The 13,509-nt window shown below is 70.1% G+C and carries 18 protein-coding genes; 5 read left to right on the top strand and 13 right to left on the bottom strand.

Annotated features, from left to right (window positions below; all coding sequences use genetic code 11):
* Positions 1–56: 56 nt before the first annotated feature.
* The 6 genes from ABR738_RS36625 to ABR738_RS36600 all read right to left on the bottom strand — a co-directional run bounded on the left by ABR738_RS36625 (position 57) and on the right by ABR738_RS36600 (position 5,072).
* A complete protein-coding gene (locus ABR738_RS36625; RefSeq protein ID WP_350234313.1) occupies positions 57–1,316 on the bottom strand; it encodes a PP2C family protein-serine/threonine phosphatase in 1,260 nt (419 codons plus the stop codon).
* On the bottom strand, positions 1,313–2,323 hold the full coding sequence (locus ABR738_RS36620) for a SpoIIE family protein phosphatase (protein ID WP_350234312.1): 1,011 nt from the start codon (positions 2,321–2,323) through the stop codon (positions 1,313–1,315). The genes ABR738_RS36625 and ABR738_RS36620 overlap by 4 nt, the downstream gene beginning before the upstream one ends.
* Positions 2,320–2,781, bottom strand: coding sequence for an ATP-binding protein (locus ABR738_RS36615; protein ID WP_350234311.1), 462 nt, complete (start codon positions 2,779–2,781; stop codon positions 2,320–2,322). The genes ABR738_RS36620 and ABR738_RS36615 overlap by 4 nt, the downstream gene beginning before the upstream one ends.
* Entirely contained in the window at positions 2,765–3,169 is a 405-nt protein-coding gene (locus tag ABR738_RS36610; protein WP_350234310.1) for an STAS domain-containing protein, read from the bottom strand. Before ABR738_RS36610 ends, ABR738_RS36615 begins: the two co-directional genes overlap by 17 nt.
* Entirely contained in the window at positions 3,166–4,038 is an 873-nt protein-coding gene (locus tag ABR738_RS36605) for an STAS domain-containing protein (RefSeq protein ID WP_350234309.1), read from the bottom strand. The genes ABR738_RS36610 and ABR738_RS36605 overlap by 4 nt, the downstream gene beginning before the upstream one ends.
* A 512-nt stretch (positions 4,039–4,550) precedes the next feature.
* Positions 4,551–5,072 carry a MarR family winged helix-turn-helix transcriptional regulator gene (locus tag ABR738_RS36600; protein ID WP_350234889.1) on the bottom strand — a complete coding sequence of 174 codons (522 nt, stop codon included), beginning with the start codon at positions 5,070–5,072 and terminating at the stop codon, positions 4,551–4,553.
* A 100-nt stretch (positions 5,073–5,172) separates the two neighbouring features.
* Here ABR738_RS36600 and ABR738_RS36595 point away from each other — a divergent pair, with 100 nt between their 5' ends.
* Positions 5,173–6,348 carry a PP2C family protein-serine/threonine phosphatase gene (locus ABR738_RS36595; RefSeq protein WP_350234308.1) on the top strand — a complete coding sequence of 392 codons (1,176 nt, stop codon included), beginning with the start codon at positions 5,173–5,175 and terminating at the stop codon, positions 6,346–6,348.
* A 51-nt stretch (positions 6,349–6,399) separates the two neighbouring features.
* Here ABR738_RS36595 and ABR738_RS36590 read toward each other — a convergent pair whose 3' ends face one another.
* The 3 genes from ABR738_RS36590 to ABR738_RS36580 form a co-directional block, all read right to left on the bottom strand.
* Positions 6,400–6,612 (bottom strand): hypothetical protein, encoded by a 213-nt coding sequence (locus ABR738_RS36590; RefSeq protein WP_350234307.1) that lies wholly within the window; start codon positions 6,610–6,612, stop codon positions 6,400–6,402.
* Between the two features lie 722 nt (positions 6,613–7,334).
* The gene (locus ABR738_RS36585; protein WP_350234306.1) at positions 7,335–7,592 is read right to left on the bottom strand and encodes a hypothetical protein; all 258 of its coding nucleotides are present in this window, start codon (positions 7,590–7,592) and stop codon (positions 7,335–7,337) included.
* A 253-nt stretch (positions 7,593–7,845) separates the two neighbouring features.
* Positions 7,846–8,391, bottom strand: a complete 546-nt coding sequence (locus tag ABR738_RS36580; protein ID WP_350234305.1) for a TetR/AcrR family transcriptional regulator — start codon at positions 8,389–8,391, stop codon at positions 7,846–7,848.
* A gap of 85 nt (positions 8,392–8,476) precedes the next feature.
* Between ABR738_RS36580 and ABR738_RS36575 the strand changes: the two genes are divergently transcribed.
* Positions 8,477–8,884 (top strand): nuclear transport factor 2 family protein, encoded by a 408-nt coding sequence (locus tag ABR738_RS36575; protein WP_350234303.1) that lies wholly within the window; start codon positions 8,477–8,479, stop codon positions 8,882–8,884.
* Between the two features lie 92 nt (positions 8,885–8,976).
* Here the strand turns inward: ABR738_RS36575 and ABR738_RS36570 are convergent, their stop codons facing one another.
* Together ABR738_RS36570 and ABR738_RS36565 are read right to left on the bottom strand one after the other, a co-directional pair.
* Positions 8,977–9,624, bottom strand: coding sequence for an NADPH-dependent F420 reductase (locus ABR738_RS36570; protein WP_350234302.1), 648 nt, complete (start codon positions 9,622–9,624; stop codon positions 8,977–8,979).
* 68 nt (positions 9,625–9,692) lie between these two features.
* The gene (locus ABR738_RS36565; protein WP_350234301.1) at positions 9,693–10,505 is read right to left on the bottom strand and encodes an inositol monophosphatase family protein; all 813 of its coding nucleotides are present in this window, start codon (positions 10,503–10,505) and stop codon (positions 9,693–9,695) included.
* A 118-nt stretch (positions 10,506–10,623) separates the two neighbouring features.
* On the opposite strand from ABR738_RS36565, the gene ABR738_RS36560 reads away from it, so the two are divergent.
* From ABR738_RS36560 to ABR738_RS36550, 3 genes are all read left to right on the top strand, one after another.
* Positions 10,624–11,574 (top strand): LysR family transcriptional regulator, encoded by a 951-nt coding sequence (locus ABR738_RS36560; protein ID WP_350234300.1) that lies wholly within the window; start codon positions 10,624–10,626, stop codon positions 11,572–11,574.
* Entirely contained in the window at positions 11,555–11,962 is a 408-nt protein-coding gene (locus ABR738_RS36555; RefSeq protein WP_350234299.1) for an ASCH domain-containing protein, read from the top strand. The genes ABR738_RS36560 and ABR738_RS36555 overlap by 20 nt, the downstream gene beginning before the upstream one ends.
* A gap of 174 nt (positions 11,963–12,136) precedes the next feature.
* Positions 12,137–12,379 (top strand): DUF5133 domain-containing protein, encoded by a 243-nt coding sequence (locus ABR738_RS36550; protein ID WP_350234298.1) that lies wholly within the window; start codon positions 12,137–12,139, stop codon positions 12,377–12,379.
* Positions 12,380–12,572: 193 nt separating this feature from the next.
* Here ABR738_RS36550 and ABR738_RS36545 read toward each other — a convergent pair whose 3' ends face one another.
* Positions 12,573–13,001 (bottom strand): MarR family winged helix-turn-helix transcriptional regulator, encoded by a 429-nt coding sequence (locus ABR738_RS36545; RefSeq protein WP_350234297.1) that lies wholly within the window; start codon positions 12,999–13,001, stop codon positions 12,573–12,575.
* On the bottom strand, positions 13,001–13,417 hold the full coding sequence (locus tag ABR738_RS36540) for an SRPBCC family protein (protein WP_350234296.1): 417 nt from the start codon (positions 13,415–13,417) through the stop codon (positions 13,001–13,003). Before ABR738_RS36540 ends, ABR738_RS36545 begins: the two co-directional genes overlap by 1 nt.
* Positions 13,418–13,509 lie beyond the last annotated feature (92 nt).

Below are 13,509 nucleotides of genomic sequence, written 5' to 3'. Positions count from 1 at the left end.
CGCGGGGCCCGGTCCGGCGGGTTCCGCGGACCCGGGCGCACGATGGCCCGCCCGCTTCACCGCGGCGTTCCGTGCGGTGGTCTCGGTATACGGATGGCCAGGGCGAGGGTGTCGTCGGGGTGCAGGACGACGGTGTGCATCTCGGCGGCGATCGCGGCCGGGATCGCGGCGAGTGGCTTCTCGGCGTGCCTGCGTGCCGACGCGACGAGCCGTTCTTCGCCTTCGAGCGGGTTTCGACGGCTCTCGGTGAGGCCGTCGGTGTACAGGATGAGCAGATCGCCCGGGTCCAGCCGGGTCCGCAGGACCCGTTCGCTGCCGGGCATGGGGAAGCCGACGCCTCTGCCGGGTACTTGCAGGTAGCGGGCGCTGCCCCCGGCTTGGAGCAGCAGAGCCGGCGGGTGGCTTCCGTTGGCCAGCTGCACCTCGCCGGTGGCGGGGTGGATCCGGGCGAGGAGCGCTGTTGCCATCAGGGCCGGGTCCAGTGGCGTGAGCAGGTCGTGGGCGCGCCCCAGGATGGATTGCAGCGGATGTCCCTCGAGCGCGAGGGTACGGACCGCGTGCGTGACGTCGAGGGCGCTTCTGGTGCTGCGCACCCCGTGGCCGAGCGCGTCGACGATGGTGACGTGGAGTGTTCCGTCCGCCAGGGTGAACCAGTCGTAGAGGTCTCCCCCGGTGGGGGCGTGCGGGTCGGCCGGCTCGTAGTGGACGGCCAGTTCCAGGCCCTCGACTCGCAGGGGCGCGGGCCGCAGCGCGTCTTCGAGTTCCTTCAGCATGGACCCGTGTGCTTGGCGCAACTGCTCGTCGCGTTCCTCGAGTTGGACGTAGAGGGCGAGGACGCCGCCGTTGGTTTCGGCCAGTTCGTGCTTGAGGCGGCGGTGCTCGGCCATGAGGACGTCGGCGTGGGCGAGGGTCGCGCGCAGTTCCTCATCCAGCGCCTCCGCCTCGCTCTGCGGGGCGCTGCCCGGCTGGGGGCGGCCGAGGCGCTGGGGCGCGCCCTCCTTGGCCAGCGGGACGCGCCAGGTCACGGACGTCGCCGGCGTCGTGGGGGCGGGGGGCAGGGGCAGGTCCGTGGCGATGAGCGGGCCGAGGGTGTGGGGCGCGGTGAGGGTGGCGGCCATGACAGGCGTCCCGCCGTCCCGGTCCGTCTCGACGTCGGTGACGAAGGTGACGGTTCGCCGGGCGGCGAACTCCGGTGCGGCCACGTCGGCGACCGACAGCACGAGGCGGGAGCGGACCTCGGCGGGCAGTCCGTAGCGTTGCGCGGCGCGGCGCACCGCCCTGCGCAGGGCGGGCAGCGCGCTGAAGGTGCCGTTCATGGGTGCCTCGGGAGGGGCCTGACGGCGAGGACCGTCGCGTCGTCGCGGGAGCTGCGGTAGTTGTGCGTCACCCAGGCGGTGAGCAGCTGCGGGGGCAGGCGCAGCGTGAACAGGGAGGGGGCGTGGGTCCAGCGGGCGTCGATGCCGTCGGTGTGCAGGACGGCCGTGGTGCCCGCCGGCAGCGGAATGGCGTGGGTCTGGGGCGTGGGCATGCGCCATCCCACGACGCCTGGCTGTCCGGTCAGCCGGTGGTGGACGCCTTCGTGGGACAGGGCCACGGCGCGGATGTTGCCGATCCCGCAGTACAGGGCGCGTTCGCCCTCCAGGCGCAGAGCGGCGACGGCGGCGCCGCGGGTGTGGCGCAGGGCTCGGTGCAAGGTGGCGAGGATGTCGGGCAGCGGGCGCGCGGCGGCGGCCCGGAAGGTACGCAGTGCGCCCTGGGCGGCTTCGGCGGCTTCGGGCCCGTGGCCCAGGCCGTCGATGGCCACCGCGGTACGGGTGCTGCCGTTGTCGATCACCGCGCCGGCGTCTCCGCAGTGCTCCTCGCCGTCGGCGGGCAGACACACCAGGGCAGTGCTCTGGCGGGCTTCGGCCGGGTCATCGGGACGGGTGAGGCGCGCGCACGCGAAGGTGCCCGTCCCGACCTGGGTACGGATCGTGAAGTCGCTCGCGATGCGGCTGACCGCGCCGAGCCCCGCTCCCAGGGTGCCCACGGTGGTGTATCCGTCGGTCAGGCAGCGTTCCAGTTCGGGCATGCCCGGGCCCCGGTCCACGGCCAGGATCTCCACGCCGCGGCCCAGCGCGAGGGGCTGGATGTACAGGGCCCCGTCCCTGGCGTGCTTGTCGATGTTGCTGGCCAGCTCGGAGGCGAGCACCGCCGCCTGGTCCGGGAGCGCGCCGGGCAGCCCGCACCGCTCGCCGAGCGAGCGGGCGGCGGCGGCCGCCATGTGCACCGCGCTGTGGTGGTCGATACGGACATGGGCTGCGGCGGTGGGAGGCGGTGTCATTGGTCGGTCCACCGGGCGACGATCACGGTCGTGCCTTTCCCCACCTCGGTACGCACCTCGAAGTCGTGCATGAGCCGACGCGCGCCACCCAGTCCGTGGCCAAGTCCCGCGCCGGTGGTGAATCCGTCGGCGAGCGCGGCGTCGAGGTCGGGGATGCCGGGGCCGTCGTCGCTTATGGTCAGGCGCAGTCCTGTACCGTCGGCCCGGCTGAGGTGTTCGATGGTGAGGGTCCCGCCCCCGCCGTGGATATAGGCGTTGCGTGCCAGTTCGCTTGCGGCCGTCACGACGCGGGTCTGGTCGATGATGCCGAAGCCCGCTCTCACTGTGGCCGCGCGCACGGCGTGCCGGACCGCCAGCAGATCCTCTTCCGTGCTCAGCACCTGGAGTTCGGGCGCCGGGTTCTGCTCCCGCGTCCGCACAGGGGCGGCCGCGGTGGTGCGGTCAGCGAGTTGGGTCATGGTCCGCCCCTCCCGGGGGCTGCTGGTGCCATCCGAGTGCCGCCATGCCCTGTTCCGCGTTCAGAGCTGTTTCGACCCCGTCGAGTTCCAGTCCCAGTTCGACCAGGGTGATGGCCACGGCGGGCCGCAGTCCGGCCACGATGACCCGGGCTCCCAACAGGCGTGCCATGGAGGTCATCTCCATCAGCACGCGCGCCACGAAGGAGTCGATCATCTCAAGCCGTGAGATGTCGATCAGGACACCGCGTGCCTCCTCCTCGGATATGCGGTGCGTGAGTTCGTCGGTGAAGGCCAGAGCGGACTTGTCGTCGAGTTCGTTGAGCAGCCCGGTGATCAGGACGTCGCCCAGACGCAGGATCGGGACCCCGCCCGTCCGCTGCTCCCTCACCGACGCACCACCGCCTGACGGACAGGATCCGACGTCAGTTTGATCGCCTCGGACAGGGCGTCGGCCAGGCTTGCACGCGTGAGGATCTTCGACAGGTCGATGCCGAGTTGCGCGATGGTCTGCGCGATCGGCGGCCGGATGCCGCTGATGACACAGTCCGCGCCCATCAGACGCACCGCGTTGACGGTCTGCATCAGGTGCTGGGCCACCGCGGTGTCCACGGTGGGAACCCCGGTGATGTCGATGATCGCGACCTGCGCCTCGTGTTCCTGGATCGCCTGTAGCAGGTTCTCCATCACGACTTGCGTACGCGCGGTGTCGAGGGTGCCGATGAGCGGCACGGCCAGGACATGCCGCCACAGGCGCACCACCGGCGTCGACAGTTCAAGGAGCTGCCGGCTCTGCCGGCGGATGATCTCTTCCCGGCCCTCGACATAGGTGTCGAACGACAGCGCCCCGGCCGCGTCCAGCAGCCGGTTGACCAGCAGGACGGCCGCGAACAGCTCGGCCGCGTCATCGCTCGCGCCCTGAACCGACTCCAGCACGGCCTCCTTGAGGGCCAGGACGGCCAGCGACGTCGCGGTCGGCGTCGCGCCGCCCCGGGCCCGCCGCAGCGAGAGGTCGATCACCGACCGGCGCAACTCCTCGTGCGCGTTCACCACTTGGGCCACGGGAAGGGCGGTGTCCAGCCCCGCGACGAGGGCGGTGACGAGCGCGTCGGCCTCTTCACGCAGTTCGCGCTCGCCGATACCCGCTCTCAACTCGTCCTGGGCCAGCTGCAGCTCCACCCATCGGTCGGCTACCGTGTCGGCGTTCGCCCGCAACGCCTTCCCCACACGTCGGCGTACCGCGGTCTCGCTGATACCCACCCGGATCCCTTTCGTCAGCCTGCCTGTGGGGAGGGACGCTCAGGCTCTTGAGCCGGATACGCGTCGCCCGCCAACTGTTGTCGTGTGGCAAATATACGCACGGGTGAAGCGAACGGGAAAGGCCCGCCCTCCCACGACTCGACAAAGGCCTTGGCCGCCGCCGGAAATCCCCATCCCCGGGGGCGCCGGACAGGGCGGCGCGGCCGGGCGTCGGCGCTCGCCACGGGGGACGCCGGGCCGTGTCATCATCCGCGCATGGAACTCGTCGCGCCGGAACCGGCCGCCAACCGCAGCCGCACGCCCAAGGAGAAGGGCGACCCGGCGCGACGAAGACGTACGGCCAATCACCCCGGGACCGCCCCTTCGAACAGTTTCCCCTAGGCAACACTTGCCATTTGACAACAATGATGCGGAGCCGCACTCTAGACGCGGCCGCGGTCGCACGTGCGCCCCGAGCCGCCGTGGAGGACTGACAACTGTGAAACTGATGGGCGTGGGCCTGTGCGGCGGCGTCAAGCAGTGCCCGCCGATTCGCCGCGTACGTGCCGGGTGGCGTCTCGGGTGGCGTCCTTCTCGCGCAGCACCGCCGACCGGAAGCAGGCGAGCCCTTGCGCGAAGGCAGACCGCTCGGCAGGCGTCATCCCGGCTACCACCTCGGCCAGCGAGGCCTCACGGCGCGCCCTCAGGTCCTTGAGGTAGCGCGTCCCCTTGCCGGACAGGCGCAGTTCGACCTCCCGTCGGCTGGCCGAACTGGGCGTTCGCTCGATGAAGTCGAGCGCATGGAGACGGTCGCACATGCGGCTGACCGACGAGGGGGCCGAACCCAGCTCTTCGCCGAGGGCGCGCAGATTGATGCCGTCGTTGTCCGCGAGAATGTACAGAACCCGCAGCTGAGAGGTCGACACTGGAGCGGTCGGCGCCAGGTCCCTGCTCTGGCCCCACAGCACCTCAAGCACCTCGATCGCCTCGCGGGCGGCGAACGCGGCCGCTTCAGGGCGGCCGGCCGAGCCCTCGTCGAAGTGTCCGCTCTCCACAGGCACGGTCTTCAGCCGTCTTGGCAGTCGCTGAGGCACAAAAAGACCCTCCCGCTCCTCTGCGTCTTCATCTTCATCCTGAATAGGCGGTATCCGAACGGTGGACAGATTCACGGCGGCGGAACGCGCGCTGCGCCAGGCGGCGCCGCACGCTCTGCTGCAAGCGGTGCAGGACGCTCTCGCCACGCACTACGGAGCCGTCTCCGTCGACCTGCTCATGGCCGACTACGCGATGACCATACTGCAACCCGTCAGCGAGCTCCCCTACACCGCCGAACCGATCCCTGTCCACACCAGCTCCCCGGGGCGAGCGTTCGGTGCCCAGCAACCCTACGTCGTGACGGACGAGCGCGCTGGCCTGCTGACCGTCCATCTGCCCGTCAGCGTGCGTGGGGACCGCATCGGCGTGCTCGCCGTGGTGCTGCCGCGCGACAGCTACGAGGGCCCGGCCGAGCAGGAGCTCAGCGACATCGCCGAAGTGCTCGGGCACGAGATCGTCGTGGGTGAGCGCGACACCGACGTCTACCTCCAGGCGCGGCGCGCCAACCGCCTGACCCTGGCCGCCGAAATGCAGTGGCAACTGCTGCCCGGCCGCTCCTGCTCCCGCCCGGAGTACGAGATCGGAGCCCAGCTGGAGCCCGCGTACGCGATCTACGGCGACAACTTCGACTGGTCCTCCTCCGCCGACCACCTCACTTTGGTCATCACCAACGGCATGGGGGAAGGCATCGAAGCCGCCCTTCTCACCAACCTGGCGGTCAACGCGCTGCGCAACGCCCGCCGGGCCGGTCTGTCCCTGTCCGACCAGGCATGCCTCGCCGACCAAGCCGTCTACGGCCACTACCACGGCCACGCGCACCTCTCCACCCTGCTGCTCCGCTTCGACCTCGACACGGGACGGACCCAGATCGTCGACGCGGGCTCCCCCCGCATGTGGCGTCTGCGCCAAGGGAAGGCCGAACAGATCCACTTCGAGGCGCAGATGCCGCTCGGCATGTTCGAGGACACCCCCTACACAACCGAGTCCTTCCAGGTCGAGCCCGGGGACCGGCTCGTCTTCGTCAGCGACGGCGTCTATGACGTCGCCTCCCCGGCAGGGGAGCGTTACAGCGAGAAGGCCCTGATGCGAGCCCTCACCAGCACCCGCCTCCTGCCCGCCTCCCAGGTCCCCCGCGCCGTGCTGCAAGAACTCGCCGGCCACCGCGGTCCCATTGAGGCCGACGACGACGCCATGGTCGTCTGCCTCGACTGGAACGGCCGTCCCGACCAGGCCTGACCGGAAGAACCGCCCCGGGCCTCCGCCGCGCGCCGGGACGGAGGCCACGCCCTACGACGCGTCCGGCACCGACTGCACGTTGCCGGACGCGTTGCACCGTACGGTCCAGATGCCGGGGGTGGCCGCCTCGTGGACGCGTACGTCCACGGCGGACGGCTGCTTGCCGCCGGGGACGACGGCGTTGGCGACGGTGCAGACGAGTTGGGTCACGCCGAGGCCACCACCGTTCATCCTGGCCACCGGCACCGGAAGGTAGAGGTCCACCACTCCCGACCCGGCCGTCGCGGTGGGATGGCCCGGCCGCCGCCGTCGGACGAGGCGTCCTTGACTTCCACCCCTCCGGCCTCAGGGCGGGGGCGTCTGCGCCGGCGATGGAGTCTCCCACCCACAGCACCTTCGTGCCGTTGCCGCCGGAGCCCGGCTTGGACTGCGCTGCCGCCTGGCCGGCGCTGCGCCCCGAGTCCTCGTCCTGACCGCCGCAGCCGACCAGCGCGACGCCGAGCACGGCGGCGAGAGCGGTTGCGCCCGCGACACGGCGAGTGAGACGGCGGGGGTCCGGTGGGCAGGGTGGGGGGCGGGACGGAGGGCGGAACGGTGGCCGGTCGAACCGGAATGGTTGCTGTTCATGCATGCAGCGAACCAGCACACATCGGGCGTACCGCCCGTTGTCATCGATCGCTCACACAACGGGGAAGGAGCCGTCAAGGAGCAGGGGGCCGGTTGCAACAGGGGGTGGGAGGGGCGCGGGCTGCGGTGGCCCCCGGGGGACGGTCGTGATGACCGTCCCCCGGGCCTCCGGCCGCTGGTGCGGCCGACGGGGAGACGACAAGGAAGGGACGCTGCGGCGGCGCGCGGCGACGATACGAGACGCCGCGCCGGGCGATACCTTTACCGACTTACCGGCCTACCGACTTACCGGCCTACCGACTTACTGGCCTACCGACTTACCGGGCTGCCGACTTACTCGGCTTACCGGCTTACCGACGTCAGCGAATGACGACGAGGTGGCTCTCGCCGCCGCCCACCGCGGTGGAGGTGGCCCAGCCGAATCCCTTGCGAGCGGTGTGGACGTGGGAGGTGCTCGCGAAGCCCGCCCAGCGGCCGGCGACGAAGGGGTGGTGTCCGGAGACGACACCCGTGGAACGTCCGCCGGTAGCGACGTCCGCGTAAGCAGGGGCGGCGGCACTTCCCAGTGCCAGTACGGTGACGGACACGGCCACGATCCTGTTGAGCTTGCTCTTCATAAGAGAGTTCCTCTCCACGGGGGATATCTCGACCAGCGCCTGAGCTGATCCTGTTCGAGCGAGACTTGGGCGAGACCCGAGTCAGGAAGTTTCCTGGCGGTACGCCCAGGCCTGCGCATCTGGTCTCCCACCCCTCTTTCCTGACGTGAGAAAACCCGACACCTACTCCGCACCGAAACAGCTCATCCAGCCGAAAAACTCATATCAGCGCCACAGTTGACCCACCCACGCCGGGGCGAGTTCGTCGAGGTGGCTACCCGCGGGGTTCGAGGCCGTCGAGGATGACGTCGATCAGGCGGGTACGGGTCCGCGCGTCCGCTGTGACCTGAGCCGCCCGGCCGGCCGCGATCAGCAGGGCGATCAGATCGTCGAACGACACGTCCTGGCGGACGATCCCGGCGACCTGGGCGCGCCGGAGCAGGCCGCCGACGGCCGAGCGCAGCCGGCCCATGGCCTCGGGATCGGCATCCATCCGCAGATCCCCCAGGGCGTCGGCGAGGATCAGCTTTTCGGGCGATGCGATGGCGGCGTCGGTGAAGAAGTCCCGGAACCAGCTCGGCGGAGCATCGTCCGTCCCGGCGGTCAGGGCGCGGCCGGCCAGGTGCTCGATGCGCTGCTCGTACACCGCCTTGAGCAGCACTTCCTTCGTCGGGAAGTGCCGGAAGACGGTGCCGATCCCGACTCCGGCCCGTCGGGCGATCTCCTCCGTCGACGCCGCGACGCCGTGTTCGACGAAAACCTCGTCGGCGGCCTGGAGAACGGCGGACCTATTGCGTGCGGCGTCGGCTCGGGGAGACACGAGAACCTTCCTTGACAAGCGGAGTCACCACTCCGTAACGTTCGAAACGGAGTAACCACTCCGATTCCAGCTTCTGGAGGTCATCATGCCCGACAACACGGTTCTTGGTCCCCGTGATGTGTTCGAGCTTCTGTTGAAGTCGCTCGCCGATCGGGACCTGGCGACGATGATCGGCCTGTACGCCGAGGACGCGGTGGTGCGGCAGCCGTTCGCCAAGCCGACGGAGGTGGTACTGACCGGCCGCGCCGAGATCGAGCAGCACCTCGCCGGGTTCAGCACGGCGCCGGTGGCGCTTTCGCCTCGGAACATCGAGGTGCGCGAGACGGCGGAACCGCAGGTCGTCGTGTGCGAGTGGGACAACGACGTCACCCGGACGACAGACGGCAGAAGCGTGAGCACGCACAACATCGCCGTGCTCTGCGTCCGGGACGGACAGGTCGTGTGGTCGCGCGACTATCACGACCACGCCGCCCTGGCCGGTCTGCTGTCTTGACCTGACGCCGCCTGACTCCAGCCACCCTGACGCCCGATCAAGGTTCCACGGGCGCCGGAAGCGGTCTCGGCGCCCGCCCGAGCCCCGGCGGTTCAGCGGGCGAGGGAGACCGCGAAGGGCTGGAAGCCGTTACGGCGCAGGACATGGGGAACGACGAGGATCATGGCTTCGGTGGCGCGGGCCGTCGTGATGTCGCCCAGGTCCTCGATCCACGTGGGTTGCCAGCCCAGGTCGCCGAGCAGACGGGCGACGGTCTGCTTCGCGGGTCCGTCGTTGCCCGAGAGGTAGGCGGTCGGTGGGGTGGTCAGCGTGTCGGGGGCGGTCATGACCATGAACAGCATGGTGTTCAGCGTCTTGACCACGTGAGTGTCGGGCAGGGCCGCCTGCAAGTGCTCCGCGAGGCTGCTGCCGGGGTAGCACAGGTCGCCGGGCAGGCCGTCTGCGGCGTCGTGGGTGGCGTTGGAGACGTCGATGAGAATTTTGCCGGCGAGTTCGCCGCGCAGGCCGGACAGGCGGTCAAGGGCGCTGTCGCCGGGCGTCGCGTTGATCACGACGTCCTCGGCCCGGGCGGCGGCGCGCTGATCGGCGAAGGAGACCCGGGGGACTGCGCCTTGGGCGGTCACCTCGGTCTCTTTCACCGGCCCACGCTGCCCGAGGATGACGTGGTGTCCGGCGGCGGCGAGCTTGTCGGCGAGATTGGTGCCGACGCGGCCGGCGCCCAGGATGCCGATGGTGGTCATGGCGGTGTGGACCTCACTGTGCTGGTGGTACGGGACGGGGGCACGAGGGGAGGTGGAAGGGGGAGTGATCAGGCGATCGGCGCGAGCACCTTGAGGGCGGCCGCGTGGATGCCGGGCGCGGCGGCCAGGAAATCACCGCTGGCCGTGCTCCAGGGTTCGCCCGCCAGGTCGGTGACGGTACCTCCGGCCTCGGCGACCAGCAGCGCACCGGCCACCAGGCCCGAGCGCACGTCGGAGAACTGCCAGAAGGCGTCCATGCGTCCGGCGGCGACGTGGATGAGCTGCATCGTCGCGGGCACCGACACGCGCACGACGAGGCCGTTGACGAGCATGGCGGTGACGGAGTCACCGATCCGTCGGAACGTGTGCTCGTCCTCGCCGGGCTTGGCCTGCCCGGTGCCGGTGAGCGCGGCGCCGAGGTCGGTCTTGGCGGACACCGCAAGGGGCCGGTCGTTGAGACGGGCTCCGCCGCCGGCGACAGCGGTGTAGGTGTCACCGGTCAACGGCAGGTGCACGACGGTGAGTACCGGCTGATTGTCGCGGACCAACGTGGCGGTGACGGCCCAGTCGTCCATCCCGTGGACGTGGTTGATGTTGCCCTCGGCAGGGTCGACCACCCACCACTCCCCCGGCGGGAGAGCGCCGCCGGCCAGTTCGTCCTCGGACCACAGCGATCCTTGCCGGGCCCGCAGCAGCGGCTCGCGCAGCACGTCGAGTACGGCACGGTCGTTGGCATGGATCTCGTCGACGATCCCATCCAGGCTCACACCTCGGGCGTGCGAGGTGTGGCGGTCGCGCAGTATGAGGCCGGCGGCCTTCACCGCGGCCGTCACGTCGGACATGAGCGTCCGGTCCACGTCAAAAGGCATGGCTGTGTTCATGGAGGGCTCCCCTGCGGTTCGGTGGATGCGGGGCGGCTTGTCCCGCACCCGCACTTCGAAGGTAGGCGGCTCGCCAACTATCAACAAGTGCATGCTATTTACTCATAGAGTTACCGTCATGCAACTGGATCTGAATCTGCTCACGGCACTGGACGCCCTGCTCGAAGAGGGCAGCGTGGCCGGCGCGGCAGCCCGACTCCACGTCACCGCGCCGGCCATGAGCCGTTCCCTTGGCCGCATCCGCAAGGTCACCGGTGATCAGATACTCGTCCGCACCGGCCGCAGCATGGTCCCCACCACCCGGGCGCTGGCCATGCGCGCGCAGGTGCACGCTCTCGTGCAGCAGGCACACCAACTCATGTCCGCGCGGCAGGAACTCGATCTGGCTGGCCTCGAGAGGGTGTTCACCGTCCGTTGGCACGACGCCCTGATGGCCGCGTGCGGAATGGCCCTGATCACCACCGTTCACCGGCAGGCCCCGGGTGTCCAGCTGCGCTTTCCGGCCGAACCCGGCGCGGACACCCCCGAGTTGCGCCGAGGTGAGGTCGATCTCGAATCGAGCTCCAGCCGGCCGACGCTCCCCGACATCCGTCACCGTCTCCTCGGCAGGGACCAGTTGGTCGTCGCGGTCCGCCCGGGTCACCCCCTCGCCGAAGGCCCGCTGAGCCTGGAGCGCTACGTGGCCGCCGACCATCTGACCGTCTCGCGGCGCGGACGCCTGCGTGACCAGATCGACGATGCCCTCGGCGCGCGCGGCGGCGACGCACGCCGAATCATCGCCGCCGCGCCCACCACCGACTTCGCTCTGCGCCTCGCGCTCGGTACGGACCTGCTCGTCACCCTTCCCGACGCCGTAACCCGCCCGGCCCGGGACCAGCTGGGTCTGCTCACTCTGCCGCTGCCACTCCCGATGCCGGACGTCCCGCTGTATCTGCTGTGGCACCAGCGCTTCGACGACGACCGTGCCCACACCTGGCTGCGTGAGACCGCCGCGGAAACGGTCCGGGCGCTGTTCACCGCGCCCGCGAGCGGGGCCGTACCATCTCCCGATGGACCTTCCCACACTTGAACTCGCCTTCCCCGGGCCGGAACGTGACCGTGGCGTGGCGGCCATCCTGAGTGGCGAGAAGACCGCGCTCACGGGCCTGCTCGACCTCTACGCGCACGCCGGTGAGCCAGTACCGGAAGTCGGCCGGCGTTTCTCCGTGCTCGACTCCGAGGGCCGTCGGGCCGTGACGATCGAACTCGTCGACGTGCGGGTCGTTCCCCTGAAGGAGGTGGACGACGACTTCGCGCGATCGGAGGGGCGTGGCTACGCCGATGTCGCGGAGTGGCGAGCGGCGCACGAAGTGTTCTTCCGGAGCGAGGGCGTACGTGCGTTGCTGGGCCGCACTCCGGTCATGGGCGACGACACTCTCGTCGTCGCGCAGCGCTTTCGCGTGGTCGAGTCCGGGTGACCGGAGGCGGCTCCGCGCGCTCTGTCCCAGTCGCCCCTGCCCGCCGGCCCGGCCCTTGTCCCGTACGGCTGCGGGCACCAGGCGACGGCCGGGCCCGGCCCTGGTGCGCGCCGGTGCGCATATGACTCCGAGGACGGGGAATCCGGTGATCAAAAGCGAGAGAGGCTGTCTGAGATGCTTGCACCCCATTCGAAGACGCTGCGGGTCCTTCTGGCCCAGTACGCGGAGGCGCGCATTGCCCACGCCTACCAGCAGCACCCCCACGCGGCGGAACAGCTCAGAGATGTCGCCTCCACCCTGTGCGCGGTGACCGCCACAACCTGCGTGGAGGACGCCATCGCGGCGGCCGACATGTTCCTCGCCCAGCCGTCCACCGTGACGGGGGCCGAAGTGAACCAGGCAGACCTCGCGGCTTGAACCTTCCCTGATCCGGCCGCCGGTGTCGGCCCCCCGACTGCCTCCCTGGTGCCATCTCCCGTACGCGGCCGATGAGTTGCATGTGATCGTCCCCGAATCGGTGCCGTCGGCCACGCTGCTGGTCGTCATGCACAGTCCGTTAAACACGTTCTGCCACACTTTGAACAGCCCCGGCCGGAAGTCGTCGCCCCGCTCAGACGTCAGGATGGGCCAGGCGGCTCAGCAGGGCCACGGCGTCTTGATGCGCCACCGATTGGAAGAAGCGCGCGTCGACGTTCTCGACCGCCGCGATGGCGCGCGGGGCCAGTTCGGCGCCGGCGCTGGTGACCCGCAGGCGTTTGGCGCGGGTGTCGGCGGGGTCGACCTCGCGCTCGATCAGTCCCTTGGCCTCCAGGGCGCGCAGGACTTGCGAGGTCATTTTGACGTCGGTGCCTGCCTGACGGGCCAGCGCCAGCTGGTTGGGCTCCTCGCCCCGCGTGTTCAGCCACCACGCGCAGGCGAGCAGGACGAACTGGACGTGGGTGAGGTCGAGGGGGCTGAGGGCCGCCGCGATGTCGCGTTGCCACCGCAAGGTGGCATGCCAGAGCAGGAAGCCGGGACTTTCACCCGGGTTGAGCGCCATCAGGCCTGCGCCAGCTCGACCAGGGCCGACATGGTCTCCGGCCAGTCCGCGGTGACGGCCGGACCTATCCGAGGGCCGACCTCGTCGGCGTCGGCTCCGGTGATCTCCATCCGGTACGTCACCTTGGTGCGCTGCCGCTCGCCCTGGCTCAGCCGGTGGACGGTACGCAGGAGCAGGCCGTCGAACCGCGCCTCGTCGACGAACAGTTCGTTGGGCAGCGCCTCGGCCACGAGCAGGTGCACCGGGTCGTCCTCGGCCGGTGACATCACGATCTCGGCGCCCGCCCGGAACGGACCACTGATCCGGATGCCCGCGATGTCGGCGTTCCAGGTTCCCCAGTTCTCGACATCGGCCCACAGGCTCCAGATCGCCTCAGGCGCGGCGTCCGTCTCGATGCTGTGCTCGTACGTCCACATGGATGGCCTCCCGACCTCGTAATTGATCTGTGGAGAGATTATCCGTGCGCAGACTATCTGTCCACTGGGACGCGTCGCCGTGAACGGGCGGC

This window comes from Streptomyces sp. Edi4 (genome assembly GCF_040253615.1).
In the GTDB taxonomy this organism is placed as follows: Bacteria; Actinomycetota; Actinomycetes; order Streptomycetales; family Streptomycetaceae; genus Streptomyces.
The sequence above is the reverse complement of the archived record's forward strand: the minus strand, read 5'-3'. Positions and strand labels throughout refer to the sequence as shown.

Excerpts from the sequence above, each read along its gene's own strand:
- ABR738_RS36615 (WP_350234311.1), bottom strand. The coding sequence starts at position 2,781 with ATGACCCAACTCGCTGACCGCACCACCGCGGCCGCCCCTGTGCGGACG.
- ABR738_RS36540 (WP_350234296.1), bottom strand. The coding sequence starts at position 13,417 with ATGTGGACGTACGAGCACAGCATCGAGACGGACGCCGCGCCTGAGGCG.
- ABR738_RS36565 (WP_350234301.1), bottom strand. The coding sequence starts at position 10,505 with ATGAACACAGCCATGCCTTTTGACGTGGACCGGACGCTCATGTCCGAC.
- ABR738_RS36570 (WP_350234302.1), bottom strand. The coding sequence starts at position 9,624 with ATGACCACCATCGGCATCCTGGGCGCCGGCCGCGTCGGCACCAATCTC.
- ABR738_RS36550 (WP_350234298.1), top strand. The coding sequence starts at position 12,137 with ATGCTTGCACCCCATTCGAAGACGCTGCGGGTCCTTCTGGCCCAGTAC.
- ABR738_RS36585 (WP_350234306.1), bottom strand. The coding sequence starts at position 7,592 with ATGAAGAGCAAGCTCAACAGGATCGTGGCCGTGTCCGTCACCGTACTG.
- ABR738_RS36545 (WP_350234297.1), bottom strand. The coding sequence starts at position 13,001 with ATGGCGCTCAACCCGGGTGAAAGTCCCGGCTTCCTGCTCTGGCATGCC.
- ABR738_RS36620 (WP_350234312.1), bottom strand. The coding sequence starts at position 2,323 with ATGACACCGCCTCCCACCGCCGCAGCCCATGTCCGTATCGACCACCAC.
- ABR738_RS36625 (WP_350234313.1), bottom strand. The coding sequence starts at position 1,316 with ATGAACGGCACCTTCAGCGCGCTGCCCGCCCTGCGCAGGGCGGTGCGC.
- ABR738_RS36575 (WP_350234303.1), top strand. The coding sequence starts at position 8,477 with ATGCCCGACAACACGGTTCTTGGTCCCCGTGATGTGTTCGAGCTTCTG.
- ABR738_RS36555 (WP_350234299.1), top strand. The coding sequence starts at position 11,555 with ATGGACCTTCCCACACTTGAACTCGCCTTCCCCGGGCCGGAACGTGAC.
- ABR738_RS36560 (WP_350234300.1), top strand. The coding sequence starts at position 10,624 with ATGCAACTGGATCTGAATCTGCTCACGGCACTGGACGCCCTGCTCGAA.